The sequence below is a fragment of the Streptomyces sp. NPDC020747 genome, assembly GCF_044334695.1.
Lineage (GTDB): Bacteria > Actinomycetota > Actinomycetes > Streptomycetales > Streptomycetaceae > Streptomyces.
In genome coordinates this window covers 219,621-246,612 of record NZ_JBIRTJ010000002.1, presented here as the reverse complement: position 1 = coordinate 246,612, position 26,992 = coordinate 219,621, and the positions used below count along the sequence as shown (strand labels likewise).

Sequence of the window (26,992 nt, the reverse complement as noted above, 5' to 3'; positions counted from 1 at the left end):
CCTCCGGCCACTGAGCGCCATGGCCTGGCGGCACCGCCGGTCGGCCACGGCCCGCTTCGCCGCGCAGGGGAACCGGCCCTGTACGGCCTGGGCATGGAGCCTATGCGCCCGGGGCACGCCACTCCGCCCAGACCTCCTTGCCGCCGCCGTTACGGCGTCCGTTGACGAGGAGGTAGTGACCCCACTCGTCGGCGCATGCCCGCAGCAGCCAGAGCCCGCGCCCGCTCTCCGCGTCGAACTCCGGCCCAGCCCCCTCCCCCGGTCCGGGGCATCGCGGTTGCGGAGGATACGGACTGCTGTCCCACACGCTGAGCCGCAGTCGCCCATCGACCCGTACGAGCCGTACGGCGACGGGATCCCGAGTACAGGAAAGGGAGTTGGTGACCAGCTCCGAGGCGACGAGTTCGGCGTTGTCGAGGACGGTGGAGGTCGCCTGGTAGCGGGTGAGTACCGCGCGTACGTGGGCTCTGACGATGCCGGGGCCCTGTGGGCCAAGGGCAAGTGGGACACCACGGGTGATCTGCTGAAGTCCATCGGAAAGGTCTCCGTCGGTGGCGACAAGGACACCGCTCTGCGCACCACGAGCGGCTTCTCCACCAGCACGCTCACCAACGGCGCCGTCTACTCCTGGCGGGTGCGTGCTGTACGTCAGGACCGTGGACGGCGCGGGCAACGTCTCGCAGCCGACGAAGTACTTCTTCTACGTCACGCCCCGCGACCAGGCCGACGCCCCCGGCGACTTCACCGGGGACGAACTCTCCGACCTGATGGCCGTCGCCGAAGGCGGCAATCCCTCCCTCTACCCCTCACAGGCCACCACGGACCTCACCAAGGGATCCGGCGACCTGGACTACTCGATGTCCGGTGCCTACCGCGCCAACCCGGAGAAGGACCCGAACGGGGACGACCTGCCGCACTTCGTCGCCGCGTCCTCCGGACACTTCAAGGGCGCGCTGATCACCCACAACGGCGACATCTACGGCGGTGACGGGCTTCAGGACCTGGTCGTGCGCGTCGAAGGCAGGCTGTGGGTCTACCCGGGCGATGGCTACGGCGCCGTCAACGTCGACAAGCGCCGCGAGATCCTGCTGCCCGAGGGAGCTCCCAGCCCGGCGAGCCTCACCCAGATCGTGTCCGCCGGCGACGCCACCGGCGACGGCAGGACCGATTTCTTCGCCACCGTCGGCGACGAGTTGTGGGCCTTCACCGGCTACCACGGAGCGACCATCGACCAGGCGACGCGTCTGGCCGCCTCCACCTGGACCGAGCGCGACCTGGTCACCGCCCAGGACGTCAGCGGAGACGGCATCACCGATATCGTCTATCGCACCGATGTCTCCGAGCGCCTACTGCTGCGCAAGGGAATAGCCGCGAGCGGCGGCGGGGTCAACATGGACTCTCTGAAGTCCGGCGCGAACTCTTCGGGCGGCGCCGACATCGAGTACGGCGCGGCCGGCTGGTCCAGCACCGACATCCCGCTGCTGGTCGGAACACCGGACACCAACGGAGATTCGATCCCCGACATCTGGACCGTACGCTCCGACGGTTCGGTCCGCTTCTACGCGGGCGGCAAGGCAGTCCTCTCGGGCTCCGGTACAGAGATCATTGCCCCCGCAAGCTACTGGAAGACCCGGATCGCCATCGGATGACGACTCTGAGCTCAACTCCCAGCGATCGAGGCACAGTTAAGGCCTCAAATCAGCCATACGTCGTTGACTCATGCGCCTGAAGAGTACTGAACCTCCACGGCAGGCCCCGTGCCGGGCAGGGACAGACTCAGGGTGAGCTCAGGGCCGTGTCCGGGATCCTCCCGATGGAAGCGGCGGACGTCCGGCGCGAGGCTGGTGTGCATGGCGAACTTACGTGGGTGTGAGAGGCGTTGGAGGGCGGCGGCGGCTGCCGGAGTGGTGGCGGGCGTGCTGGTGGTGGGGACCGTGCCGGCGGTGGCCGCGGGTCCCGGGCACGGTGTGGCCCGGGGTGACCGAGGGCTCGACGAGAGTGACCGGCGGCTCGACACGGAGGCGCTGCGGGCCTCCCTCGCCGGGCTGCCCGACGCGAACGTGACGGGTGGGCTGATCCGGATGTCCGGAGCGGACGGCCGCTGGACGGGTACGGCCGGCCCGTCCGTACCGGCCGCCGACGCGCACTTCAGGATCGGCAGTGTCACGAAGATCTTCACGTCGACCGTGCTGCTCCAACTGGCCGCCGAGGGACGGCTGTCCCTGGACGACACGGTGCAGGAGTTGATGCCGGGCCTTCTGCCAGCCGGTTACTTCCCCGTCACCGTAGGTCAGTTGCTCAGCCACACCAGCGGCCTGCAGATCATGACCTGCGCCACGGAGGACATGGCACCGCGCGAGGCCGTGGACGCCTCCCTGGCCTGCGGCGAGCCGACGGAACCGGGCAGGGCCACGCGCTACAACGGCATCAACTACTTCATCGCGGGCCTGATCATCGAGCAGGTGACGGGCCACTCGTACGGTTCCGAGGTCCGCACCCGGATACTGAAACCCCTCCGGCTGCGCGACACCTACGTCCCGGCCCTCGACGACTGGTCGATCCCGGCGCCCTACACACGCGGCCTGGTGGTGACACCGGACTCGACCGGCCTGAAGGACGTGAGCGTCCAGAACCCGTACAGCTGGGCGGAGGGCGGCATGATCTCCAACGCCCCCGACCTGGCACGCTTCTTCACGGCCCTGTACCGCGGCCGCCTCCTCCCGCCGGCCCAGCAGAAGGACCTCTTCCGGATGCCCGCCGCGGCGTCCGGCGACACGCAGTTCAGCTACGGCGGGCTCCAGCGCACCGAGTTCCCCGACGGCACGGTCGTCTGGGGCAAGAGCGGGCACGTGCCCGGCTACACGAGCGGCGCCTTCGCCACCCGCGACCTCCGGCGCCTCCTCGTCTACGCCCTCAACCCGACGGACCGGTCCCCGGAACTGCCGTACGTCCTGCGGATCGCGGGGGCGGCGTTCGACGTCCCGACACCGACTACAGCTGGCTGAGGATCGTCGGGTCCGTGATCTCGGTGTCCCTGGCCAGCATCATCGCCTTGCTGAGGATGACGGCGAGGGTGCGGTCTCCCTCGTACGGCAGGTAGCCGGTCTGGGGAGTCGTCGCGGACTTCGGGACGATGCACAGGTACTGGTCGTTCGGGGTCATGAGGATGTTGCCCGAGCCGAGGTGGATCTTGTACGTGTGGCGCTCGCCCTTCACGTGCAGGAAGCGGCCCTCCAGGGTGCAGCGGTCGGCTATCGCGAGGCGGGGGATCAGGCGGTCGAGGAGGGCCCGGCGGGTCTCGGCGCTCTGGTTCAGCTCGCCGAAGCTGTACCCCGACCAGTACTCCTGGAAGCGGCCGCCGGGGCCGCCGTCCTGCCAGGTCGGGTCGTTGCCGACGCTCGCCACACCCACGAACAGGTCGACGTCGCGCAGGACTTCGGAGAGGGCGAGGGGTGGGATCTCGGTGAGGGGCAGTGGCTCGACCGGGTCCCGTCCGTCCCGCAGCCACATGCTGTACTCGCCGCCGCAGCAGTGCGCCGAGTTCTCCGGAGCGTCGATCGGGTAGAAGCGGACCTGGTCGGTGCGCAGCCGCAGGTAGCTGCCGGATTCCGTGGTGTCCTCGCCGTACTCCTCGCCGTCGCCCTCGATCCAGTACTCGGCGCGCAGGCCCCACTGAGGCAGCTCACGGCTCGCCGGCGGAGCCGAGTCGTCGACGCACAGCCGGAGCTTGTTGCGCCAACCCCTGATCGCGGCCAGCGAGTTGAACTGGTGCTGCCGCAGGACATGTGCCGCGAACCGGTTCGAGTACGTGCCGGTGGCGCGCTCGGCGTCGGTGAGCAGGTACACCTCGCGGTGTGCCTGCTTGAAGGGCTGGGTGATCTCGTGCCGCTCCAGCCAGTCGCGCCAGGCGACGATCTCGGCGGGTTCGCGCCCCACCGGGTGCCAGAGCCCGACCTGCGAACCCGTGACCACCGGGTCGTCGGTGAGCGTGCGCAGCTCGCCGTCGGCGAACCCGACCGGTCTGCCGTCGACCGTCCACAGGAGGCGCCGGGCGAGGGTGCCGACCAGCGGATGGTCGATGTAGCGCTCGCGCCAGGCGTCGTACGCCCAGGTGCGCCGGGCCAGGAACTGGCGGTCGAGCCGCTCCGCCTGCGCCGAGAGCATCTTGTCGATGTCCTTGGCGGCGGCCTTGAGCTCCTTGAGGTCGTCGGCGTGGTCCCGCTTCACGGCGGCGGGCACGCTCTTGACCTCCTTGCCGGCCGCGTTGCGCCAGCCGAGCACGGACTTGGTGCCGTGGACCTCGATGAGGGCGGTGACGTCCCCGAGTTGGTGCCGGGCACGCCCCACCTCGGTGAGCCCGTACGCCGGGACGGCGAGCTCCTCGATCTCCTCCCGGCTCAGGCCGAGCGCGGTGGCGCGGGCCTCCAACGCCCCGTCGAGCAGCTTCGCCGTGTTCTTGTACGTCACTCTCGTGGCCAGGCGGGCCAGTTCGGCGAGGGCGGCCTCGCTGTCGACGCGGGACAGCGCGATGACGCCCGCGTTGGCGACCTTCGGGTTGCGCGGGCCGATCCCGGCGACCTTCTTGAGGGAGGTCTCGACGAGCGCGCCCAGCGCCCGGGCCGTGTCGGGGTGCGGCGGGAGGAGCGACAGGAGCCAGGCGAGTCCGCGCAGGGCGTTGGCGTTGTACGGGTCGTAGGCGTTGTTGATGTCCGGGTCGTACGTCTGGCGATCCAGCGGGATGGTGCGCGGGCGGCCGACGAGGGCGAGCCAGGGCAGGACGGTCTCCCTGACCCGGTCCGCTCCGATGGTGTCGATGAGGGCCTGGGCCTGCTTGTCCCACTTGGCGCTGGGCTTGGAGGCGGTGGCCGTGAGCGCGTGGACGAGCAGGGCGTGCCAGGGGTCGTCGTCCGAGCCGGTGAGCTGCTCCAGGGCGTGATCGGCCCATGCCTCGCCGACGTTGAGGACAGGGGTGGTGAGGTTCTTGACCAGCTCCACGAGGTGCTCCGCGCGGTAGGCGACCAGGGCCGTACGCCGGAGGACGGCCACGACCGGGGGTGCGAGCTGTCTGCCGGTCGCGAGCTCCGCCTCCACCAGGAGGTCGAGGCGCGTGGCGTGCCAGAAGGAGTGCCGGGCACCGAGCGATTCGAGCTCCGCCAGCCGCTCGGTGGGGAGGAAGAAGTCGTCGGGCAGGTCACGGGCGACGATGGCGAGCAGCGTCAGCACCCTCTGCCGGGCCTCCGGCTCCGCGCCGAGCGAGTGGAAGCGCTCGGTGAGCGCGTGGGCGAGCCGGCGACGCTCCTCCATGGGCAGGTCGCGCAGGGTGTCGAAGATCTCGGCCCAGTCCTCACCCCAGAAGCCGTGGTTGGAGACAGCCGCCTTCAGCGCCTCGTCGGTGAGTCTGCCCATGTTCCCCGCGGCGATCTGGTTGCGGATCTTCTGCGTGTGCGATCGCATCGACGCCATCAGCCACCCACCAGCGCGACGAGCTTCAGGAACGTGACCTCGGTGCCGAGCGTCAGCTCGATCTCCTCGTCGAGGTCCGTGAATTGCCGGTCCCCCACCAGCACCAGGAAGCCGTTCCCCGCGAACGCCCTGAGCGCCAGGTCCGTCTGGACCTCGGGGTCTATCCGCCGGGGCGTCCGCAACGCGTACCCGTTCAGCACGCGCTCGGTGTCCTTGGGCTGCACCAGTCCCTGGAACACCTCCGGCGTACGCGCGTTGAACTCGGCGACCTCCTGGAAGACCCGCCGCCGGATCAACTCGCGCAGTGCGAGCCGCTCCTCGGCGATCTCCAGCCCCCAGCCCGCACCGCGGTCCCCGCTTGTCGTCTCGTCGACGAACGTCACCATTCCCATGCCGTCGACAGTACGAGGCTCCACTGACAATCAGTCACCGCGGGCGGGAAACAGGCGGCGGGGCCCCCGGTTCCGGGGCCCCGCCGCACTGCCGGCCGTACGTCCCCGCTACCTGCGGCGACGCAGCGACGGGTCCGTCAACGCGGGCTGCTCGACGAAGTAGTTGTCGGCCCGGTTCAGGTCCGTGCCGGGCGGAACGATCTCGTCGACGCGGTCCAGGATCGCGTCGTCGAGGGTGACGTCGGCGCCCTCCAGCAGGGAGGTGAGCTGGTCCATCGTGCGGGGGCCGATGATGGCCGAGGTGACGCCCGGGTGGGCGCGTACGAAGGCCAGGGCCAGGTGCGGGAGCGGGAGACCGGCGTCGGCGGCGACCTTCTTGAGGTCGGCGACCGCGGCGAGCTTGGCCGCGTTGCCGGGCAGGGCCGGGTCGAACTTGAAGCCCTCCAGCTTGGCGCGGCCACTGGCCGCGAGGTCACGGCCGGAGAGCCAGCCGGCGCTGAGCGGGCCCCAGGTCAGCGTGCCCATGCCGTAGCGCTGGGCCGCCGGCAGGATGCTGCCCTCCGCCCCGCGGGCCAGGATCGAGTAGGGCGGCTGCTCGGTACGGAACCGGACGTGGGCACGCCGCTCGGACATCCACTGGGCCTCCACGATCTGGTCGGCCGGGAAGGACGAGGAGCCGACGACCCGCACTTTTCCGGAACGTACGAGGTCGGACAGGGCGGACAGGGTCTCGTCGATGTCAGTGAGCGGGTCGGGGCGGTGCATCTGGTACAGGTCGATGTAGTCGGTGTCCAGGCGCCGCAGGCTGCCCTCGACCGCGCGCATGATGTAGCGGCGCGAGCCTCCCGCCAGGTTGGGCTCGTCACCCATGGGCAGCCGGAACTTGGTCGCGAGGACGACCTCCTCGCGACGCCCCTTGAGGGCCTTGCCGACGATCTCCTCGGACTCGCCGACGCTGTAGATGTCGGCGGTGTCCACGAAGTTGATCCCCGCGTCCAGGGCCGCGTGGATGATCCGTACGGAATCCTCGTGGTCGGCGTTGCCGATCTCCCCGAACATCATCGCGCCGAGCGCGTACTCGCTGACCGAGATGCCGGTGCCGCCCAGAATCCTGCGCTGCATGAGTGTCGAGCCTCCTAGGGCTTCACGTGGCTATGGGCTTCACATGTCTGTGGGCTTGCTTCACGTGGCTGTGTGGATATGTTTCGACCCTCCCTCCCGCCGCGCATCCGGACCAGGCCCGGTCCAGCCTGGGTCTGGCAGTACCAGGAACCGTCGGCGGACCCGGCTGGGCGATACTCGGAACATGGTCACGCGTCCCGAACCCGACGTCAGCGCGTTCCTCAAGGCCCGCCGGGCCGCTCTCGACCCGGCTGAGCTGGGGCTCCCGGCCGGGCTGAACCGCAGACGGGTGCCGGGCCTGCGGCGCGAGGAGGCCGCCCAGCTGGCGGGGATCAGCGTGGACTACTACACGCGCATCGAGCAGGGCCGTACGCCCAACATCTCGGACTCCGTCCTGGACGCCGTCGCCCGCGCGCTGCGGCTGACCGACTCCGAGTACGCCTATCTGCGGGACCTCACCCTTCCCGGGCGCCGGACGCCGACGGCGACACCGGGCGCGGCGCCGCAGCAGGTGCGGCAGGGCATCCGGCTGCTGATGGACGCCATGGAGAACGTGCCCGCGTACGTGTGCAGCGCGGCCATGGACGTCCTGGCCTGGAACACGCTCGGCGGGCGGGTCACGTACGACTTCGCCGCGATGGAGCCGCGGGAGCGGAATCTGGCCCGGCTGTACTTCCTGCACGAGGAGCGGTCCCGGGCGCTGTATCCGGAGTGGGAGGCGGGCGGCGAGTACATGGCCGCGACGCTCCGCGCCGACGTGGGCCGGCACCCCGACGACCCCGCCCTCGCCGCGCTGATCGCCGACCTGCTGGAGCACAGCGCGCAGTTCCGCCGCTGCTGGGACCAACAGCACGTACGGGGCCTGTGCTACGGCGTGAAACACATCGCCCACCCGGTCGCGGGCGAGCTGTGGCTGCACTACGAGTCGCTGCCGCTGCCCTCCGATCCCGGCCAGACCCTGGTCACGCTCACGGCGGAGCCCGGCTCCGCGACGGACAAGGCGCTGCGGCTGCTCGCCACGCGCGCGACGCCGCAGCCGGTTCCCTCGCCCTGAGCGGACGGCGACCTATTCTGACGGTATGTCAGATGACGAGTCGTACGAACTGCTCGGTTTCGACAACGTGCTGCTGCCCGTCGGGAATCTCGACGAGGCGCTGGGCTTCTACGGACGGGCCGGGTTTCCGGTGGCGTTCCGCCTGGACGAGGCCGGGATCGCCCTGCTGAAGGTCGGGAACGAGACTCCGGGCGTGCTGCTGCGCGTGGACGAGGAGCTGGGGCAACGGCCGCCGTCGTGGCCGGCGTGCCGTGTGTGGCTGGAGGTGCGGGACGCGCGGGTGACGGCACGGGCGCTGACCGCGGCCGGGATCCAGCCCCTGGACGAGCCCTTCCCGGTGGCCACCGGCTGGACCGTCGAGATCGCCGACCCCTGGGGCAACGTCATCGGCTTCACGGACTACGGCAAGCGGCCGGAGCTGGCGCGCACCGGCTGAGCCTCACCCCCGGCGTCGACCGGGCCCGTCCCGGACTCCCCGCCCCGGACCTCGCTCCTCCCGCCGCCCACACCCCCACCCCCTCGCGGCCTGAGCCGCACGTCACACACGCGCGCCCGCAATCGACTTGAACACGTTCAAAAACAGGTCTACATTCTTCCTCGACAGCGCGTTTTGAACGCGTTCAAGAAGTCGAGAAGGGGTGGGGACATGGACCTCACGGTCGTCGCGTATGTCATCTATCTGCTGGTCAGCGTGGCGCTGACGATCTGGGTGGCGCGGACGCTCAGCCAGAACGGGCGGATCTTTCTGGCGGATGTGCTGCACGGGAACGAGAAGCTCGCGGACGCCGTCAACCACCTGCTGGTGGTGGGCTTCTACCTGGTGAACCTGGGCTTCGTGGCCCTCTACCTGAACCAGGACGAGGAGATCACCGACGCCCGCGGGGTGTTCGAGGCCCTGTCGACGAAGCTCGGCGTGGTGCTCCTGGTGCTCGGCGCCATGCACCTGGGCAATGTGTACGTGCTCAACAAGATCCGGCGCCGGGGCATCATGGAGCGCGAGCAGCAGCCGCCCGTGCCTCCGCAGGACTGGGTCGCCCCGGCGGTCGGGGCGTGACCGCGATGGCCACCGCCGCCACCCCGGACCGGGACGCCGCGCGCGTCCCGGTCCGCGGGCTCACCGTCCTGTACGACGCGCAGTGCTCGCTCTGCGCCTTCCTGCGCGACTGGCTCGTACGGCAGCGCCAGCTGGTGCCCCTGGAGCTGGTGCCCGCCGGTTCGGAGGCCGCCCGGCTGCGCTTCCCGGGGCTCGACCACGGGGCCACGCTCGACGAGATCACCGTGATCGGCGACTCGGGCCAGGTCTACCGGGGCACCGCCGCCTGGATCGTCACCCTGTGGGCGCTCGCCGAGCACCGCCCGATGGCCCACCGGCTCAGCACCCCGGCCGGGGCACGGCTCGCGCGCGGTGCGGTCCTCGCCGCCGCCAAGTGGCGCGAGGGACACTGGGCGCGCAAGCAGCAGGGCGCCTGGGGCGGCGGTTCCTACTACACGGCCGACGGGTGGTCCTACAACCCGCGCACGGGCTGGACCTACGACCCGCCCGCCTGCGACAGCACCACCTGCGCGCCTCGTTAGGCTCTGTCCCGTGCCAGCAGAGAAAGACAATGCCAGTCGTCCGGACGGCCCCGCGGAGCCGGAGGGCCCCGCCCGGCCGTCCCGTACGCCGGCCAAGAGCGAGCAGACCCGGGCCCTGATTCTGGAGACGGCGATGCGCCTGTTCCAGGAGCGGGGCTACGAGAAGACGACGATGCGGGCCATCGCCAAGGAGGCCGGGGTCTCCGTAGGCAACGCGTACTACTACTTCGCCGGCAAGGAGCACCTGATCCAGGGGTTCTACGACCGGCTCGCCGCCGAGCACAGGGTGGCGGTCCGGGAAGTCCTGGACCAGGAGAAGGACCTGGAGGCGCGGATCGCCGGGGTGCTGAAGGCGTGGCTGGACGTGGCGACGCCGTACCACGAGTTCGCGGTGCAGTTCTTCAAGAACGCCGCCGATCCGGACAGCCCGCTCAGCCCGTTCTCCGCCGAGTCGGAGCACGCGCGCGTGGAGGCCATCGCGGTCTGCCGCGAGGTGCTGACGGGCTCCAAGGCGAAGATCCCCGAGGAACTGCGGGAGGTGCTCCCCGAGTTGCTGTGGCTCTCCCAGATGGGTCTCGTCCTGTACTGGGTCTTCGACCGTACGGAGGGCCGCGAGCGCAGTTACCGGCTCGCCGAACGAGGTGCCCGGCTCACCTCGCTCGGCGTGTCGCTGGCCCGCTTCCGGGTGCTGCGGCCCCTGGTCCGCGAGGTGCACGGGCTGTTCACGGACTTCCTGCCGGGGATGACGAACGCACTGCCCGACCCCGCCAGGAAGTCCGCGAAATAGCGCCCCCGCGCGGTCAGTTCACGGCGTCCACCTCGTCCTCCGCCAGCTCCACGTCGTACACCAGTGGCTCGGCGCCGACCATCACGTGCCGGGCCCGGGAGGGGTGCTCGGCGGCCGTCACGGCCAGCAGGTACGAGCCCGCGGAGGGCACCGAGACGATGTACGAGCCGTCGGCCAGCGACGTCACCCGGTCGAGCTGACGGCCGCCCTTGGAGAGCAGGGTCAGCGCGGCGCCCTCGACGGGCACGCCGTCCGGGGTGCGGACGAAGCCGTGGATCACGGTCGAACCGCCGTCGGCGTCGGGCACGCGCGCGTGGGGCTCGGAAACCTCCTCCTCGCGGGGCTCGACCGCCAGATGCGGCAGCCGCTTCTCCAGACCGGCGGGCAGCCACCAGTTGGAGTTCCCCAGGAGGTGCATCGCGGCCGGCACCAGCGCCGTACGCAGGATGAACGCGTCCAGCGCGACCGCCGCCGCGAGCCCGATGCCCGCCATCGCGCCCTCCATGTCGCCGCTGAGGACGAACGCGGAGAACACGCAGATCATGATCAGGGCCGCGCAGTTGATGACCCGGCTGGTCTCGGCGAGGCCGACCCGCACCGCCCGCGCGTTGTCCTTGGTGTGCACCCATTCCTCGTGCATGCGGCTCACCAGGAACACCTGGTAGTCCATCGAGAGCCCGAAGAGCAGCGACAGCATGATGACCGGCAGGAAGGCGGTGATCGGCCCCTCCTTGCCGAGGCCGAGGAGTCCCGTGCCCCAGCCCCACTGGAAGATCGCGACGAGCACTCCGAAGGACGCGGCGGCCGCGATCAGGTTCATAAGGGCTGCCGTCAGCGGCACCACCAGGGAGCGGAAGGCCACCATCAGCAGCAGGAAACCGAGCGTGATGATCGCCGCGACGAAGTACGGCAGCCGGTCCCCCGTGACGGCCGCGAAGTCCTTGAAGACGGCGGTCACTCCGCCCACGTGGGCCTCGGTCCCGGACTCCGGGATCACGTCGTCCCGCAGCCGGTCGATCAGCTGGTCCGTCCTCTCGGACTGCGGTGACGTGGTGGGCACGACCTGGATCACCGTGACGCCCTGGGAGGGCGGTGCGGCGGCGACCTGGGCGACGCCCTCGGTCGAGCGGATGGCCGACACGAGCGCGTCCGTGTCGCCGCCGTCCACGACCACCTGGAGCGGGCCGTTGAAGCCGGGCCCGAAGCCCTCGGCGAGCAGGTCGTACGCCTGGCGTGTCGTCGTCGAGTCCTTGTGGTTGCCCTGGTCGGTGGCGCCGAGCCGGATCGACAGCACGGGCAGCGCGAGGATCACCATCACGACCAGTGCCCCGGCGGCGATCGAACGCGGCCGCCTCTGCACGTACGTGGCCCAGCGTGCCGCGAGGCCACTCGCCTCGGCCGGCTCCGGTCCCGTCACGGCGAGCCTGCGCCGCTGCTTGCGACTGAGAACACGCATGCCGAGCAGGCCGAGGAGCGCGGGCAGCAGGGTGGTCGCGGCGAGGACGCTGAGCACGACGGTCAGCGAGGTCGCGACGACCACGCCGTCCAGGAAGCGCATGTTCATCACGAGCATTCCGGCGAGTGCGATGCACACCGTGCCGCCCGCGAACAGCACGGCACGCCCCGAGGTGTTGAGGGCCGTGACGGCGGACTCCTCGGGCTTCATGCCGCGCAGGATGCCCCGGCGGTGCCGCGTCACGATGAACAGCGCGTAGTCGATGCCCACGCCGAGACCGATCAACGAGCCGAGCAGCGGCGCCACTTCGGGCACGTCGGTGACATGGCTCAGCAGTGAGGTCGCCATCAGGCCGGTGCCGAGGGCCGCGATCGCGACGACGAGCGGCAGCAGCATCGCGAAGACCGAGCCGAAGGCGAGGAAGAGGACGACCGCCGCGGCCATGATGCCGACCATCTCGGCGATACCGGTGGGCGGCTCCTGGATCCGGGTGATCGCCTGACCGCCCAGCTCCACCTGGAGACCGGCGCGTTCGGCGTCCTGCGCCGAGTCGACGACGTCCTGGACCAGCTCCTTGGGGACACCGTTCGCCTGCTCGGTGAAGGTCACCTGGGCGTAGGCGATCCGCCCGTTCTCGCTGATCTGCGTGGCCCCCTGGGCGGCGTACGGGCTGCTGACGTCGCCGACGCCCTTCATGCGCCCGATCTCCTTCAGGGCGGGCTCGATCCGGGAGCGTACGGAACCGTCCCGTACGGATCCGTCGTCGACCTTCCACACCACCGTGTCGGTGTCGCCCGACCTCTCCGGGAATGCCTTCTCCATCAGGGAGTACGCGCGCGTGGAGTCCGTGTTCGGAAGAGTGAAGGTGTCCGCGTAGTTCGTGCCCGCGGCGGATCCCGCGAAGCCCAGCCCCAACAGCGCCCCCACCCACAACACCAGGACCACCAGCCGGTGCCGATAGCACCACCGTGCCAATGTCGTCACGCCTCAACGCCCCTTAATCGGTTGTCGGTCGGTCCCCCAGGTCCTGCGGCTCAGCATCGGGGCGGCGCGCACCCGTGGACACGACTCCGCCATGACTCACAAGGAACTCCAAAGCACGACCCGGCCCCGTTGTCAGTGCCCGCGCCGATACTGGGGACATGACCGCTCACGAGGGGGCGACCGTCCTGGTCGTCGAGGACGAACCGAGCATCGCGGACGTCCTGGCCATCGCTCTGCGCTACCACCGCTTCGAGGTGATGACGGCGGGGACCGTGCGCCAGGCCCTGACGCTGGCCGAGCGCACCCGCCCGGACGCCGCGCTCCTCGACGTGATGCTCCCGGACGGCGACGGCCGGGCGCTGGGCCGCGAACTGCGCGCCAAACAGCCCGACCTGGCCCTGGTGTTCCTGACCGCGCGGGACGCGCCCACCGAGATCGTCGGCGCGCTCGCCTTCGGCGACGACTACATCACCAAGCCGTTCAACATCGACGAGGTGATCGCCCGCATCACCGCTGTCCTGCGCCGCACCCGCTCCGAGGACGTCCTCCCGGAGCGCCCGCCGCTGCGCTACGGAGACCTGGAGCTGGACGAGACGACGTACTCGGTGCACCGCGCGGGCCGCTCGGTCGAGCTCACCCCCACCGAGTACGCGCTGCTGCGCTTCCTCGTGCGCAACGGCGGCCGGATCGTCCCCAAGGAGCAACTCCTGCGCCACGTCTGGCAGTACGAGCACTCGGCCGAGTCAACCGTTGTGGAGACATACATCAGCTATCTGCGGCGCAAGCTCGACGCCCTCGGCGCCCCGGTGATCACCACACGCCGGGGCGTCGGATACGGGCTCGCATGATCTTCCGCCACCACCACAGCCGTGGCATCCACTCGCTGCGCGGCAAGCTGACGCTGGCCAACGTGGCGCTGCTGGCGCTCGGCATCATCGTGGCGACGGCGGTCAGCCTGATGGGCATGCGGTACTACCTGCTGGACCAGGTCGACTCGCAGCTGCTCAAGACACGGGACTCACTGGGGAGTACGCAGCTCACCGCGCGGCAGATCGACTCGATGAGCGCACTGGCCTTCGTCCGCGACGGAAGGATCCCGGAGTCGCAGGGGCCGCCGAACTCGGACTCCCTGTTCGTGCTGGTCGACAGGACCGGACACACCCTCACGATCGGCAACTTCGAACCGACGGAGAACCAGCGGGCGCTGGCCGCGGCCGTGGACGACCCCCGGTCCCTCACCGGAGACGCCGAGCCGCGGGACGTCAGCGTGGACGGCACCCCGTTCCGGGTCATCGGCGTCTCCCTCGCGGACGGCACGACCGTCCTGCTGGCCTCCTCCACGGACGCCCTGCACAAGGGCATGACCAAGGCCCTCAAGCTCGATCTGACCTTCGGTGTCCTGCTGTTGGCACTCCTCGCCGTACTGACCATGCTCAGCGTGAGCCGCCGGCTGCGGCCCCTGGAGGACATGGTCGAGACGTCGTCGGCGATCGCCGAGGGGGATCTGGCCCGGCGCGTGCCCTCCAGCCACCACCCGACCCAGGAGGTCGAGCAGCTGCGGCTCGCCCTCAACTCGATGCTCCACCAGGTCGAGTCGGCCTACCGCACCCGCGAGCGGAGCGCCACGCAGCTGCGCCGCTTCGTCGCGGACGCCTCCCACGAACTGCGTACGCCGCTGTCGGCGATCCGCGGCTACCTCCAGCTGTACGACAAGGGCATGCTGTGCGAACCGGGCGAGCGCAAGCGGGCCTGGGACCGGATGACCGGTGAGGCCGACCGCATGGCCCGCCTGGTCGACGAGCTGCTCACCCTGGCCCGCCTCGACCAGCAGCCCGAACTGCGCTTCAAGAACGTCGACCTGAGCCGTCTCGTGCGCGACGCGGCCGAGGACCTGCGGGTCCAGCAGCCCGAACGACCGGTGTCCGTGGGCGCCGACGGGGCCCTGCTGATACACGCCGACGAGTCGGGCCTACGCCAGATCCTGGGCAACCTCGTGGCGAACGTACGCACGCACACGCCCGCGGATGTCGCGGTCACGCTCGGCCTGGAGCGGGTCGACGGGGTCGTCCACCTCTGCGTCGCCGACGAGGGGCCCGGCCTCGACGCGGACGACGCCTCCCGCATCTTCGACCGGTTCTTCCGGGCGGGCGGGGGCGCCGGCAGCGGGCTCGGCATGGCCATCGTCCAAGGAGTGGTCGTGGCCCACGGAGGCGAGGTCGAGGTACGGACGGCGCCGGGGGAAGGGCTGGCGGTGACGGTCACGTTGCCTGCGAAGGCGTGTGCGGGTTGATCGTCGTGGGGGTGCGGGACGGTGGGGGCCTGGCCCGCCCACGCGGCGGAGAAGGGCGCTACGCCGCCGGGACCAGCGCCCACACCGTCTTGCCGTATCTTCCCCGGCTCCACACTCCCCAGGCAGACGTGAGGTGTTCCACCACCGTCAGGCCTCGGCCGGACTCCTCGTCGTACTCTCCGACCACCCGCAGGCGGGGCTGGACAGGGCTCTCGTCGGAGACCTCTATGAGGCAGGAGCCGTCCGCGAGCACGGTGACCGCGACCTCGAACTCCCGCTCCAGCAGCGGCCCGTGGCGCACCGCGTTCGTCGCCAGCTCGGACACGAGCAGTACGACGTCCTCGAACGCCTGCTCCCCCGCGCTGTGCCCCCAGTTCGACAGATGGTCACGCACCCGGCACCGGGCGAGCCCGACCGAGGCCGGATGCCGGGGCAGCCGGAAGGAGTTGCGTCTCAACACGTTTACTCCTCACCCCACGCACACCTTCGTCACAAGGTGCTGTGGGGGGTGAGCCCATCGCGTCACTGACGCAATCGTCAACCCCCTCCCGAACGCGTCAGATCCGGTCGAGGCTCCACAGCCGGAAGACCCCGGTGCCGTCCGACAGGTACTGCCCGCCCCCCACGGCCTCGCTGCTCAGTACGTAGTCCTTGCGCTGCCACAGCGGCACGAGCGGAACATCGCGGGCGACGTCGTCCTGGACCGCACGGAAGTCGTCCTCCGTGCGACCGCGGTCCGCGTACCGCCGGCTGTCCTGAATCCGCCGGTCCACGTCCTTGCTGCTGTAGCCGTTCTTCATGCTGCCGCCAGTGCCGACCAGCGGCGCGGTGAAGTTGTCCGGGTCGGGGAAGTCGGCGACCCACCCGACGGCGTACGCGTCCAACTGGCCGTCCGCGTACCGCTTCTGGAAGTCGGTCCACTCGTAGCCCTTGAGCGTCACCTGGAACAGCCCACCCCGCTCCAGCTGCCGCTTGAGCTCGGCGGCTTCCACGCCGGCCGCGTCCCTTCCCTTCGCGTACCCGTAGGTGAAGCGCACGGGCGTCTTCACCCCGGCGGCCGTGAGCAGCGCCTTCGCCCGCACGGGATCGGGCTTCGGGTAGGCGTCGAAGAACGAGGCCGTGTGCCCGGTGATGCCCGCGGGGATCAGCGAGTAGAGGGGATCCACCGTGCCCTGGTACGTCGTGTCGGCCAGCTCGGCGCGGTCGACCAGCAGGGCCAGCGCCTGCCGTACCCGGCGGTCGTGGAGCGGTGATCCGGCCCGCACGTCGAGGTACAGATTGCGGGTCTCGGCGCCGGCCGCCTCCGTGACGCGATGGCGGGGATCGCTCGGCGACAGCCCGGCGAGCACCTTCGGCGGCAGCGTCCGCGCGACGACGTCGACCTTCTTGGCCTTCCACGCGGCGTCGAGTTTCCCGGGGGTCGCGTAGTAGCGCACCACGGCGGATTCACCCTTGCGCTGCGCCGCCCCCCGATAGCGGGAGTTCGGCGTCAGAACGGCCCGCTGATCCTTCGTGTACGTCTTCAGCGTGTACGGCCCCGAGCCGTCGGCCCCGTTGTCGGTACGCAGCGAGTGCCCCGAGTAGCGGGTGCGGTCGACGATCGAACCGGCGCCGGTGGCGACCTTGAACGGGAACGTGGCGTCCGGCGACGACAGATGGAAGGTGACGGTGAGCCCGTGCGCGTCCACCGAAGCCAGCGTGTCGAACAACGGGGCCGGTCCCACGGCCGAGTCGATGGACCTGACCCGGTCGAAGGAGAACTTCACGTCCTGGGCGGTCATCGTGTGCCCGCTGGGAAACGTGATGCCCTCCTTCAACGTGCACCGGTACGTGGTCAGGCCCGTACCGACGAATTCACAGCTCCTGGCGGCGTCGGGCACGGGGGCCGCGCCGCCCGGATCGAAGGTCAGCAGCGACTGGAAGACGTTGCTGAACAGGTCCCAGGACCCGGCGTCGTAGGCGCCCGCCGGATCGAGGGCCGTCACCGCGTCCGTCGTACCGACGGTGATGGACCCGCCGCCGCCCGTCGGCAGCAGCTGCCAGCCGCCCACACCCACGGCGACCAGCACCAGAACCACCGCGAGAATCCGTATGCGAACCGATCGCATCGGCGCCCCTCCTGGAGCCACGGTCCCGTGGCTCGATCCCGCCACTCCCCCAGTGGCTCCTCATGCCACTCCCCGGTGGCGCGAGGCACTCAACCACAGGGGTTTCGGGCAGGGAAAGGCTTATGGGGAGTGTTGGGAGAAAGCTGACCAAGCGATGGTTTCCGGCCGCTTCCACAGCCCGCTCACAGGCGTGCCGCGTGCGCCTCAGCTCACGTCTCAAGCCTGTCTGGAAGCCAGCTCCACGACCGTGATGTCGGACGGCGCACCCACCCGCGTGGGCGGCCCCCAGGCACCGGCGCCCCGCGACACGTACAACTGCGTGTCCCCGTACCGCTCCAGGCCCGCGAGGGTCGGATTGGCCTGAGCCGCGATGAGGCTGCCGGGCCACAACTGGCCGCCGTGCGTGTGCCCCGAGAGCTGAAGATCGACGCCATGGTCCACGGAGTCATGGATCTGCACCGGCTGATGTGCCAGCAACACACACGCCCGCGAACGGTCCCGGTCGCCGAGCGCCTTGACGAAGTCGGGCCCCTCCCCCTCGTCCTCACCGGACACGTCGTTGACCCCGGCGAGATCGAAGTCGGCCAGCTCCGTACGGGCGTTCTCCAGCGGGCGCAGCCCCAACTCCCGTACGTGCGCGACCCACTCGTCGGCACCGGAGAAGTACTCGTGATTGCCCGTGACGAAGAACGACCCGTGCCGGGCCCTCAACTGGGCGAGGGGCGCGGCCGCGGGCCCGAGATCCTTCACACTGCCGTCGACGAGGTCACCCACGACCGCGATGAGGTCGGGCTGCGTCGAGTTGATCGTGTCGACCACCTTCTGCGCGAACCCACGCCCCAGTACGGGCCCGAGGTGCACATCGCTGACGACGGCGATCCGGTATCCGTGGGCCGACCTGGGGAGTTTGGCGAGCGGCACGGTCACCCGCTTCACCTTGGGCCCGCGCAGGACGCCGTACGTCCCGTAGCCGACGGTCCCCACGGCCGCCGCCGCTGCGGCCCCACCGACCACGCGCGAGACGAAGAGGCGACGCGAGGGACCGGTGGCCGCGGGCTCGGGCTTCTCGGCGGGCCCGGGCTCGGGCTCGCTCTCGGGGTCCGAGGCGGTCCCGGGCTCCGAGGCGGACTCGGCTTCCAGGTCAGGAACTCGCGTGCGTACGGGTGCGCCCTCGCGTACGCCGACCGGCTCCGCCGTGGGCGTCGAGCGCCGCTCCAGCACCCGCCGGAGCAACGGCCGTACGGCCTCCCCCACCAGCAACGCCAGCAGGAGATAGAGCGAGAAGGCCATCCACAGGTACCCGGGCCAGGCAAGCACTTGCTGCAGCCAGAACGGCGCGCCGGCCCACTCGGACGCGCTCCCCCCGAACATGAACAGCAGGCCGCCGACGATCACGACCGTGCCCACACGCCTGGCCACTCCCGGGCGCGCCGTCGTGTCACGCACCATCCGACGCCACACGTACCAGTGCAGACCGCCGAACACGGCCAGAACCAGGACCAGGACCAGGAACACGATGATCACGCGGAGACTCCCCGTTATGACGTATGACGCAAGGCTCGAACACCGCGCAACCCGATGCCCCCGACGACCGTCCCCAAGACAAAGGAGACAACGGCGAGTGTCAGGTGCACCCAGAAGTACCCGGTCGGATCGCCCGCGTCGTCGAACGCGAGCCCACTCCCGTCCTTCCACAGGTTCTTGACGAAAGTGATCCAGATGACCCAGCTCCACACTCCGAAGGCGAGCAGGAACCAGGAGACGGGACGGCTGAGCTTCATGGGTTCAGTATCGCCGCCGTCGAACGGCACCGGCGCCCGGGGTGGAGAGGGCCGCAGAGGGAACGACCGCAACGGTACGAGCCACGGTGAGGAGGGCCGCGCGACTTCCCGCCCCTCGCCCTGTACGTTCTCGACCGTGCCCGCCATGAAAAAGACCGCCAAGTCCTCCTTGCTGGTCACCTCCGCCACCCTGTTGTCCTTCTCGCTCGCGCTCACCGCGACCGCCACCGCGCCGGCCCTCGCGGACGACAAGCCCTCCTCGACACCGTCGACCTCGCCGTCGACCTCGCCGTCGGGCAAGTCGTCGACCAGCCCGACGGCCACGCCCCCGGCGGACATGTCGACCGTGGGCGGCGCCCAGCTCGGCCGGTCCGGCACCCAGGCGAACCTCGGCGCCGGCGCCCCGGTCCTCCCGAAGGACCTGAGCGCCCGTTCCTGGATCGTCGCGGACGCCGAGTCGGGCGATGTCCTGGCCTCGCACAACGCGCACTGGCGGCTGCCCCCGGCGAGCACGCTGAAGATGCTGTTCGCGGACACGCTGCTGCCGAAGTTCCCGAAGACGGAGAAGCACAAGGTCGTGCCGTCCGATCTGGCGGGCATGGGCGCGGGCTCCAGCATGGTGGGCATAAAGGAGGACGAGACGTACACGGTCCACGATCTGTGGCTCGGCGTCTTCCTTCGCTCCGGCAACGACGCGGTCCACGTCCTGTCCGCGATGAACAAGGGCGTGGACCAGACCGTCAAGGACATGAACGCGCACGCGGAGGAGCTCCAGGCCCTCGACACGACCGTGGTCAGCCCCGACGGGTACGACGAGAAGGGGCAGGTGTCGTCGGCGTACGACCTGACCCTGTTCGCCCGCTCCGGCCTGCAGAAGAAGGACTTCCGGGAGTACTGCTCGACGGTCCGCGCGAAGTTCCCCGGCGAGACCAAGAAGAACAAGAAGGGCAAGAAGACCCGCGGGACCTTCGAGATCCAGAACACCAACCGGCTGCTCACCGGCGACTACGGTCTCGACGCCTACAAGGGCATTGCGGGTGTGAAGAACGGCAACACCACGAACGCGGGCTCGACCTTCACGGGTGTCGCCGAGCGCGACGGCAAGGTGCTGCTCGTCACGGTCATGAACCCCGAGAAGGAGGAGCACGACGAGGTCTACAAGGAGACCGCGAAGCTCCTCGACTGGGGCTTCCAGGCGTCCGGCAAGGTCGACCCGGTGGGCGAGCTGGTGCCGCCGAAGAGCGCGGACACGGACGCGCAGCCGGGCGCGAACGCCTCCGGCGAGGCGGGCGGCTCGGGCGACGGCGAGGCCTCCTCGAAGCCCGTCGCGGCCTCGGCCGAGACGGAGGGTTCGAGCGGTGTGGGCATCGCGCTGGCGATCGCGGGCGGCGTCCTCGTGTTCCTCGCGGCCGGTGTCTTCGTGATCAACCGCCGCTGGCCGCTGCCCGACCTGATGCGCCGCCGCCGCTGAGCCCGGCGGTCTTGCCGACTCCGGTGGAGTCGTCGGGCTCGGCCGACTCCTCGGACCCGGCCGGTTCCTCGTGCTGCGTCGCCGTCCAGGCGGCGCAGTACAACAGCAGCTTCGAGGTGAAGTTGATCCACAGGAGCAGTGCGATGGGCACCCCGAACGCCCCGTACATGCTCTTCGACGCGACGCCCTGCATATAGCCGCTGAGCAGCAGTTTCAGCAGCTCGAACCCGGCCGCGCCGATGAGCGCGGCGACGACGAGCCGACGCCGGGCGGGCTGGACTCCGGGCAGCAGCGTCAGGACGTACAGGAGCAGCAGGAAGTCGGCGAGGACGGCCACGGTGAACGCGGCGGTCTGCAGCAGCACCCCGCCCCAGCCGTCCTCGTCGATGCCGAACTGCCGGGCCGTCCAGCCCACGGTGGTTGACGCGACGGTGGAGGCGGCGAGGGTGACGAGCACGGCGCCGCCGAGGCCGACGAGTACGCCGCCGTCCTTGAGCTTGCGCAGGAGGGGGTTCTCCTCCTCGTCCGGCAGTTCCCAGACCGCGCGCAGGCACTCGCGCATCGAACCGACCCAGCCGATGCCGGTGAACAGCAGCAGGGCGCCCGCGATGAGTCCGACCGTGCCGGCGTTGTCGACGAGGCCGCCGATGTCGAGCTGGTCGGAGATGCCCGGCACCTGCTCGGCGATCTTCTCCTGCAGCTTCTCCTGCCCGTCCTTGTCGAGCGTCGCGGCGGCGATCGCGGCGGCGACGGTGATGAGCGGGAACAGCGCGACGAAGCTGATGAAGGTCATCGCGGCGGCGAGCCGCGTCCACTTCACCCGGTCCAGCCGTTCGTACGAGCGCCACGCGTGCGTGGCCATCAGACGTGTGACCAACGGGCCCACGCCGGGGAGCTTTTTCAGCCAGTCCATGATCCGACTCTGCCCTCGCCTCGGAAAACCAATGTCCGGGTACCCCAAAACCGCAGGACTGTGGCGAGCGCCATGCCGATTCCCGCACCGGACACCGTGTCCGCGCGCGGGGAGGTGAAACCGAGGCCGTAGTGGCTGATGAGGATGCACAGCAGCTGGACGAGGGCGCCGGCGACGTTCACCGCGAAGAAGACCGCGTACCGGCGCAAGCCCCCCGTCGTCGTGTGGCGGTAGGTGCCGAGCGCGTTGCCCGCGTACGCGACCGAGCAGCCCGCCACGAACGACAGGGCCTTGGCGGTGAGCGGGTCCAGTCCGACGGGGCCGCGCAGCCAGACGAAGAGGGCGAGGTCGGCGGCGTACGCGAGGAGACCGGCGGCGGCGAAGCCGAGCAGCTCCTGGGCTCCGGGGCGCCGGGCCCACGACCTAGGCCGTGGCTGGGGCTGAGGCCCGGGGGCCTTCAACCGCTGTGCGTGGCTCACCAGTTGGCCACCGCCAGGCCGTACATCGCGATCCACACCACGCCGATGACGGCGAGCGCGCGGTCGCGCAGGACGACGTCCTCGGGTTCGCCGGCGGTGCCGCGGTCGGCGAACACCGCGTATCTCAGGACCGCGAGGATGAAGGCGACCATCGAGAGCTGCCGCCAGGGCAGGACGCTGGTGTGGGGTACGCCGCCCTCCTCCAGGGCCCACAGGCAGTAGCCGAGGACGGCGACCGAGGCGGCGAGCTGCCAGACGAAGCGCAGGTAGCCGGTGGTGTATTCGGTGAGCAACGCGCGCGTGGCGCCCGCTTTGCCGGCCATCTGCACGGCTTCGGAGTAGCGCTTCGCGGAGACCATGAACAGCGCGCCGAAGCCGGTCGTGATCAGGAACCAGCGCGACAACGGGATCCCGAGCGCGAGTCCCCCGATCATGGCCCGCATCAGGAACCCGGTGGTCACCACGACGAGGTCGATCACGAGGACGTGCTTGAGGCTGACGCAGTACGCGAACTGCATGCCCAGGTAGGCGGTCAGCAGGGCCGAGGTGAGCGGGGAGCACAGGAACGCGGCCGCGGTCGGGGCGACGACGGCGAGCGCGATCCCTACGGAGTAGGCGACCGGTACGGGCACCTGTCCGGCGGCGACCGGCCGGTGGCGCTTGACCGGGTGGGCGCGGTCGGCGTCGGCGTCCCGGGCGTCGTTGACCAGGTAGACGCCGGCGGCGCTGGCCGTGAACAGCACGAAGACGAGCGCGATCTGGGTGAGCGCGTGGCGCGAGAAGAGCTCGCCGGCGGCGGCCGGGGCGGCGACCACGAGGACGTTTTTGACCCACTGTTTCGGCCGGGCGGTCCTGATCAGCCCTCTTAGGAGGCCGCTTTTCTCCCGAGTGGACTGTTTCTCGTGCTTCTTGTGGGTGCTTTCCAGGAGGGCCGTGTCAGCCATGGTTCCGGCCTCCGGTCATCCAGCGGGCCCCGAGCCGGGCCGTCATCGCGCCGAGTGCCGCGCCCGCGGCCACGTCGGAGGGGTAGTGGACGCCGACGACCAGCCGCGAGAGACACATCGCGGCGGCCAGTGGGGGCACCACGTGCGCGCCGAGTGCTCCGAAGGCCACGGCGGCGGCCGCCGCGGAGGTGGCGTGCGAGCTGGGGAAGGAGTGCCGGCCCGCGGTGCGGACCAGCGGTTCGACGTGCACTGGGCGTGGGCGGCGTACGAGCCGTTTCACGCCCATGCTGGCCAGGTGCGCGCCCGCGGTCAGGGCCGTGCCGCGCAGCCAGGCACCGCGCCGCTCCCGGTCGACGGCCGCTCCGGCGAGGCCCGCCGCCAGCCACAGCGCGCCGTGCTCGCCGGCCAGGGACAGGGCCCGCGCGGCGGCGGCGACGCGCGGGGCCGCGCCGCGGGCGTGGAGGGCCGTAAGGATCCGGTGGTCCAGGTCGGGACGGTCGTCGTGGTGGTCGTCGTGATGGTCCATGGGGACTCACTGTTCACGTCAACACCACTGGAACTCCGGCAATATTGAGCGACATCCCATTAATCACCCATTTCGGGGAGAGTAGGGATGTTAGGGAACTAACGGTAACTTTCCGGCTATACGGTCGTGCGCATGCCTGCCGACACGGTTTCCGTCACGGGGTGGGGCCGCACCGCTCCCTCCACCGCCCGCCTGATCCGCCCTCGTTCGTACGAGGAGGCCGCGGCGGCCGTCCGGGAGTGCGGGGCCCGCGGGGGCATCCCGCGGGGCCTGGGACGGGCGTACGGGGACGCGGCGCAGAACGCGGGCGGGGCCGTGTTCGACATGACGGGCCTGGACCGCGTCCACGCGATCGACGCCGACGGGGGGACCGTGCTGTGCGACGCGGGCGTCTCGTTGCACCGCCTGATGGAAGTCCTGCTGCCACTGGGCTGGTTCGTGCCGGTGACACCCGGGACCCGCTATGTGACGGTCGGCGGCGCGATCGGCGCGGACATCCACGGCAAGAACCACCATGTGTCCGGCTCGTTCGCCCGCCATGTGCTCTCCTTCGAACTGCTGACCGCGGACGGCGAGATCCGTACGGTGAGCCGCGGCACGCCCCTCTTCGACGCCACGGCGGGCGGTATGGGCCTGACCGGTGTCATCCTCACGGCCACCGTCCGGCTGCAGCCCGTGGCGACCTCGTTGATGTCGGTCGACACGGAACGCGCCACGGACCTGGACGACTTGATGGCCCGCCTCACGGCGACCGACCACCGCTACCGCTACTCGGTCGCCTGGATCGATCTGCTGGCCCGTGGCGCGTCCATGGGGCGTTCGGTGCTGACCCGGGGCGATCACGCTCCCCTGGAGGCGCTGGCGGACCGCACGCGCGCGCGTAGAGCCCCTTTGGAGTTCCGTCCCGGCAGCCTGCCCGCCGCCCCCGCATGGATGCCCGAGGGACTGCTCGGCCGGACGACGGTCGGCCTCTTCAACGAGCTCTGGTACCGCAGGGCGCCCCGCGCGCGCAGCGGCGAACTGCAGCGGATCTCCACGTTCTTCCACCCGCTCGACGGCGTGCCGCACTGGAACCGCGTCTACGGGCGCGGCGGTTTCGTGCAGTACCAGTTCGTCGTCGGACACGGCCAGGAAGACGTCCTGCGCCGGATCGTGCACCGCATCTCGCAGCGCCGCTGCCCCTCCTTCCTCGCCGTCCTGAAGCGCTTCGGGGAGGGCGATCCGGGGTGGCTGTCCTTCCCGATGCCCGGCTGGACCCTCGCGCTGGACATCCCCGCGAACCTGCCGGGGCTCGGCGGCTTCCTGGACGAGCTGGACGAGGAGGTGACCGCGGCGGCCGGGCGTGTCTACCTCGCCAAGGACTCCCGGCTGCGGCCCGAACTGCTCTCGGCGATGTATCCGCGGCTGGGCGATTTCCGGGCGCTGCGCGAGGAGTTGGACCCGCGTTCCGTCTTCACCTCGGACCTGTCCCGGCGCCTCGGGCTCTGAGGCGAACCGCTGGGTGAGTTCGGTTTTCCCACTCTCTCTGAATCTCTCTCTTCTGATGAATCTCTCTGGATGAATCTCTCTATAGGAGTTCGGTTTCATGAAGGACGCCTTCGGTGCCCCCCAGTCCATGCTCGTTCTCGGCGGCACGTCCGAGATCGCGCTGGCCACCGCGCGGCGGCTGATCGCCCGCCGCACCCGCACGGTGTGGCTCGCGGGCCGACCCTCGCCCGCACTGGAGACGGCCGCCGCCGACCTGCGCGTCCTCGGCGCGGACGTCCGTACGGTCGCCTTCGACGCGCTCGACCCCGACGCCCACGAGAGCGCCCTCGGCAAGGTCTTCACCGAGGGCGACATCGACCTCGTACTGCTGGCGTTCGGTGTCCTCGGCGACCAGTCGCGCGACGAGAACGAGCCCGGCTCGGCGGTCCGGGTCGCGCAGACCAACTACACGGGCGCGGTGTCGTCGGGGCTGGTGTGCGCGCGGGCGCTCCAGGCCCAGGGACACGGCTCCCTGGTGGTGCTCTCCTCGGTGGCCGGCGAGCGCGCCCGCCGCGCCAACTTCATCTACGGCTCCAGCAAGGCGGGCCTCGACGCCTTCGCCCAGGGCCTGGGCGACGCCCTGCACGGCACGGGCGTCCACGTGATGGTCGTACGCCCCGGCTTCGTCCGCACCAGGATGACCACGGGTCTGCCGGAGGCCCCCCTCGCGACGACCCCCGAGGCGGTCGCCACGGCCATCGAGACGGGCCTGCGCCGACGCTCCGAGACGGTGTGGGTGCCCGGGGCACTACGGGTGGTCATGTCGGCGCTGAGGCACGTACCGCGATCCGTTTTCCGACGCCTGCCGATTTAGGGCCACGACGTGTGCGGGGCCTGCGCCCCCGTAGGGGCGCGGGGTGCGCATCTCGGACGGAGCGAGCGCTACCGCCTGAGCGACACGATCACGGACCTGCTCGTCGGATCACCGCTCTGGTTGACCTGGACGTGCCCCACGCCAAGGACCCGGTCGGTGCCCGGCACAACCTCCACGGCCGACAGCCACAACGACTGCCGGGAAGTCGCCCGTACCCCACCCTCGCTGGGCAACCGCGGCCGCTTGATCTTCGTACAGGCGCCGTCCGTGCCGACGTACCGGTTGCCGTCCAGGAAGAGCCCGCGCGTGCCGTCGACCGCCATGGGGTCGCGCCCGGCGCAGTCCCCCGCGGCATCGGGCGCCTTGGCCCAGCCGGAGCCGTCCCAGCGGAGCCGTACGGCCTCCTCCTGGGGTTCGTCCTCCACCTCGCCGTGGTTGAAGCTGTGCGTGCCGTACGCGCGGACGTCGTCGGCCGCGAGAGCGAGGACGTCGTCGATCGAGGCGCCGGGCTCGGGCGGCACCGGCTCGGGGAAGCGGTAGGCGGGGGTCTCCGTCAGCTGCCAGGAGGAACCGTCCCAGTGGACGGCCGCGGGCCGGGTGAACTCTCCGCCGTCACTACCGTCACTGCCGTCACTGCCGTCACCCGTTTCGCGGTAGCCGACGGCCCACAGGTCGTCGGCCGCGACGCCGTCGAGCGAGACGACGGTGGCGGGCAGGGTCGAGGTGCTCCACCGGGTGCCGTCCCAGTGGTGGATCTGTGACTCGCCGCTGAGGGTCCAGATGTCGACGGCCGCGAAGGCCTTCATGTCGACGAGCCGACCGCCGCCGCCCGGCAGCTCCGGGAGCGCGGTCCAGCGCGTGCCGTCCCAGCGGACCGTCCGTGGCCCTTGCTCGTTCGGCTGCGAGGCCGTCAGCAGGAAGCCGTCCGAGCCCAGAGTGTCGAAGCGGGCCACATGGACACTGGTGCCGAGCCCGGCGGGCATCGGCTGCCGCTGCCAGCGCGTGCCGTCGTAGTGGAGCAGGAAACCGTCGTCGCCCGACGAGTCCGCGCTGTTCGTGACGGTGCCCACGACCCAGACGTCGTCGTCGGCCGTCGCGATCACGTCCGACAGCTTGCTCCCGTCGTCGGCGATCTCGTCGTAGGCCCAGGTCAGCTCGGGTGTCTCACCAGCGGTCGATGAGGACGACGAGGGCGGCTTCGCCTTGCCGTCGTCGCCGTCGGCCCCCGTACCGCATCCGGTCAGCGCGAGGCCGAGCACAGTGAGCCCCGTGACGATCCTGCGCATGATCCCCCTGATCGTCCGAT

General features: G+C 70.5%; 26 protein-coding genes. 12 read left to right on the top strand and 14 right to left on the bottom strand.

What is annotated here, in order from left to right; all coding sequences use genetic code 11:
• Positions 1–100: 100 nt before the first annotated feature.
• Positions 101–673 carry an ATP-binding protein gene (locus tag ACH4YP_RS06170; RefSeq protein WP_398489616.1) on the bottom strand — a complete coding sequence of 191 codons (573 nt, stop codon included), beginning with the start codon at positions 671–673 and terminating at the stop codon, positions 101–103.
• On the opposite strand from ACH4YP_RS06170, the gene ACH4YP_RS06165 reads away from it, so the two are divergent.
• Positions 639–1,649 carry a hypothetical protein gene (locus ACH4YP_RS06165; protein ID WP_398489615.1) on the top strand — a complete coding sequence of 337 codons (1,011 nt, stop codon included), beginning with the start codon at positions 639–641 and terminating at the stop codon, positions 1,647–1,649. The genes ACH4YP_RS06170 and ACH4YP_RS06165 overlap by 35 nt on opposite strands.
• 201 nt (positions 1,650–1,850) lie before the next feature.
• A complete protein-coding gene (locus ACH4YP_RS06160) occupies positions 1,851–3,005 on the top strand; it encodes a serine hydrolase domain-containing protein (protein ID WP_361060386.1) in 1,155 nt (384 codons plus the stop codon).
• On the opposite strand, the gene ACH4YP_RS06155 is transcribed toward ACH4YP_RS06160, so the two are convergent.
• The 3 genes from ACH4YP_RS06155 to ACH4YP_RS06145 form a co-directional block, all read right to left on the bottom strand.
• Positions 2,992–5,463: a DUF4132 domain-containing protein gene (locus ACH4YP_RS06155; RefSeq protein WP_398489614.1), complete on the bottom strand. Its 2,472-nt coding sequence runs from the start codon at positions 5,461–5,463 to the stop codon at positions 2,992–2,994. The genes ACH4YP_RS06160 and ACH4YP_RS06155 overlap by 14 nt on opposite strands.
• Positions 5,463–5,855, bottom strand: coding sequence for a hypothetical protein (locus tag ACH4YP_RS06150; RefSeq protein ID WP_361060390.1), 393 nt, complete (start codon positions 5,853–5,855; stop codon positions 5,463–5,465). The genes ACH4YP_RS06155 and ACH4YP_RS06150 overlap by 1 nt, the downstream gene beginning before the upstream one ends.
• A 108-nt stretch (positions 5,856–5,963) precedes the next feature.
• Positions 5,964–6,977 (bottom strand): aldo/keto reductase, encoded by a 1,014-nt coding sequence (locus ACH4YP_RS06145; protein WP_398489613.1) that lies wholly within the window; start codon positions 6,975–6,977, stop codon positions 5,964–5,966.
• Between the two features lie 184 nt (positions 6,978–7,161).
• Here ACH4YP_RS06145 and ACH4YP_RS06140 point away from each other — a divergent pair, with 184 nt between their 5' ends.
• The 5 genes from ACH4YP_RS06140 to ACH4YP_RS06120 all read left to right on the top strand — a co-directional run bounded on the left by ACH4YP_RS06140 (position 7,162) and on the right by ACH4YP_RS06120 (position 10,393).
• The gene (locus ACH4YP_RS06140; RefSeq protein ID WP_398489612.1) at positions 7,162–8,031 is read left to right on the top strand and encodes a helix-turn-helix domain-containing protein; all 870 of its coding nucleotides are present in this window, start codon (positions 7,162–7,164) and stop codon (positions 8,029–8,031) included.
• 25 nt (positions 8,032–8,056) lie between these two features.
• Positions 8,057–8,467: a VOC family protein gene (locus ACH4YP_RS06135; RefSeq protein ID WP_269649010.1), complete on the top strand. Its 411-nt coding sequence runs from the start codon at positions 8,057–8,059 to the stop codon at positions 8,465–8,467.
• Between the two features lie 210 nt (positions 8,468–8,677).
• Positions 8,678–9,085, top strand: a complete 408-nt coding sequence (locus tag ACH4YP_RS06130) for a hypothetical protein (RefSeq protein WP_361060396.1) — start codon at positions 8,678–8,680, stop codon at positions 9,083–9,085.
• A 5-nt stretch (positions 9,086–9,090) separates the two neighbouring features.
• On the top strand, positions 9,091–9,606 hold the full coding sequence (locus tag ACH4YP_RS06125; protein WP_361060463.1) for a DCC1-like thiol-disulfide oxidoreductase family protein: 516 nt from the start codon (positions 9,091–9,093) through the stop codon (positions 9,604–9,606).
• Between the two features lie 10 nt (positions 9,607–9,616).
• Entirely contained in the window at positions 9,617–10,393 is a 777-nt protein-coding gene (locus tag ACH4YP_RS06120; protein ID WP_398489611.1) for a TetR family transcriptional regulator, read from the top strand.
• 13 nt (positions 10,394–10,406) lie between these two features.
• On the opposite strand, the gene ACH4YP_RS06115 is transcribed toward ACH4YP_RS06120, so the two are convergent.
• Positions 10,407–12,824 (bottom strand): MMPL family transporter, encoded by a 2,418-nt coding sequence (locus ACH4YP_RS06115; RefSeq protein WP_398490018.1) that lies wholly within the window; start codon positions 12,822–12,824, stop codon positions 10,407–10,409.
• 167 nt (positions 12,825–12,991) lie between these two features.
• Between ACH4YP_RS06115 and ACH4YP_RS06110 the strand changes: the two genes are divergently transcribed.
• Together ACH4YP_RS06110 and ACH4YP_RS06105 are read left to right on the top strand one after the other, a co-directional pair.
• Positions 12,992–13,681 (top strand): response regulator transcription factor, encoded by a 690-nt coding sequence (locus ACH4YP_RS06110; protein WP_361060400.1) that lies wholly within the window; start codon positions 12,992–12,994, stop codon positions 13,679–13,681.
• A complete protein-coding gene (locus ACH4YP_RS06105) occupies positions 13,678–15,123 on the top strand; it encodes a HAMP domain-containing sensor histidine kinase (RefSeq protein ID WP_361060402.1) in 1,446 nt (481 codons plus the stop codon). The genes ACH4YP_RS06110 and ACH4YP_RS06105 overlap by 4 nt, the downstream gene beginning before the upstream one ends.
• A 58-nt stretch (positions 15,124–15,181) precedes the next feature.
• Here the strand turns inward: ACH4YP_RS06105 and ACH4YP_RS06100 are convergent, their stop codons facing one another.
• From ACH4YP_RS06100 to ACH4YP_RS06085, 4 genes are all read right to left on the bottom strand, one after another.
• A complete protein-coding gene (locus ACH4YP_RS06100; protein WP_361060404.1) occupies positions 15,182–15,583 on the bottom strand; it encodes an ATP-binding protein in 402 nt (133 codons plus the stop codon).
• A 97-nt stretch (positions 15,584–15,680) separates the two neighbouring features.
• A complete protein-coding gene (locus ACH4YP_RS06095) occupies positions 15,681–17,231 on the bottom strand; it encodes an ABC transporter substrate-binding protein (RefSeq protein WP_398489610.1) in 1,551 nt (516 codons plus the stop codon).
• Positions 17,232–17,447: 216 nt separating this feature from the next.
• Entirely contained in the window at positions 17,448–18,755 is a 1,308-nt protein-coding gene (locus ACH4YP_RS06090) for a metallophosphoesterase (protein WP_361060408.1), read from the bottom strand.
• 14 nt (positions 18,756–18,769) lie between these two features.
• Positions 18,770–19,012, bottom strand: coding sequence for an SCO4848 family membrane protein (locus ACH4YP_RS06085; protein WP_055615755.1), 243 nt, complete (start codon positions 19,010–19,012; stop codon positions 18,770–18,772).
• Between the two features lie 136 nt (positions 19,013–19,148).
• On the opposite strand from ACH4YP_RS06085, the gene ACH4YP_RS06080 reads away from it, so the two are divergent.
• The gene (locus ACH4YP_RS06080; protein WP_398489609.1) at positions 19,149–20,483 is read left to right on the top strand and encodes a D-alanyl-D-alanine carboxypeptidase family protein; all 1,335 of its coding nucleotides are present in this window, start codon (positions 19,149–19,151) and stop codon (positions 20,481–20,483) included.
• Here the strand turns inward: ACH4YP_RS06080 and ACH4YP_RS06075 are convergent.
• The 4 genes from ACH4YP_RS06075 to ACH4YP_RS06060 are packed head-to-tail and all read right to left on the bottom strand — an operon-like array spanning position 20,437 to position 23,345.
• Complete coding sequence (locus ACH4YP_RS06075; RefSeq protein WP_361060411.1) at positions 20,437–21,396, bottom strand: YihY/virulence factor BrkB family protein; 960 nt, start codon at positions 21,394–21,396, stop codon at positions 20,437–20,439. The genes ACH4YP_RS06080 and ACH4YP_RS06075 overlap by 47 nt on opposite strands.
• Positions 21,384–21,857, bottom strand: a complete 474-nt coding sequence (locus ACH4YP_RS06070) for a GtrA family protein (protein WP_398490016.1) — start codon at positions 21,855–21,857, stop codon at positions 21,384–21,386. The genes ACH4YP_RS06075 and ACH4YP_RS06070 overlap by 13 nt, the downstream gene beginning before the upstream one ends.
• Before the next feature lie 14 nt (positions 21,858–21,871).
• On the bottom strand, positions 21,872–22,819 hold the full coding sequence (locus tag ACH4YP_RS06065; protein ID WP_361060413.1) for a decaprenyl-phosphate phosphoribosyltransferase: 948 nt from the start codon (positions 22,817–22,819) through the stop codon (positions 21,872–21,874).
• Entirely contained in the window at positions 22,812–23,345 is a 534-nt protein-coding gene (locus tag ACH4YP_RS06060) for a phosphatase PAP2 family protein (RefSeq protein ID WP_398489608.1), read from the bottom strand. The genes ACH4YP_RS06065 and ACH4YP_RS06060 overlap by 8 nt, the downstream gene beginning before the upstream one ends.
• Positions 23,346–23,477: 132 nt before the next feature.
• On the opposite strand from ACH4YP_RS06060, the gene ACH4YP_RS06055 reads away from it, so the two are divergent.
• Together ACH4YP_RS06055 and ACH4YP_RS06050 are read left to right on the top strand one after the other, a co-directional pair.
• A complete protein-coding gene (locus ACH4YP_RS06055; protein ID WP_398489607.1) occupies positions 23,478–24,833 on the top strand; it encodes an FAD-binding protein in 1,356 nt (451 codons plus the stop codon).
• A 97-nt stretch (positions 24,834–24,930) separates the two neighbouring features.
• On the top strand, positions 24,931–25,686 hold the full coding sequence (locus ACH4YP_RS06050) for a decaprenylphospho-beta-D-erythro-pentofuranosid-2-ulose 2-reductase (protein ID WP_361060419.1): 756 nt from the start codon (positions 24,931–24,933) through the stop codon (positions 25,684–25,686).
• A gap of 68 nt (positions 25,687–25,754) precedes the next feature.
• On the opposite strand, the gene ACH4YP_RS06045 is transcribed toward ACH4YP_RS06050, so the two are convergent.
• Positions 25,755–26,972 (bottom strand): hypothetical protein, encoded by a 1,218-nt coding sequence (locus tag ACH4YP_RS06045; protein ID WP_398489606.1) that lies wholly within the window; start codon positions 26,970–26,972, stop codon positions 25,755–25,757.
• Positions 26,973–26,992 lie beyond the last annotated feature (20 nt).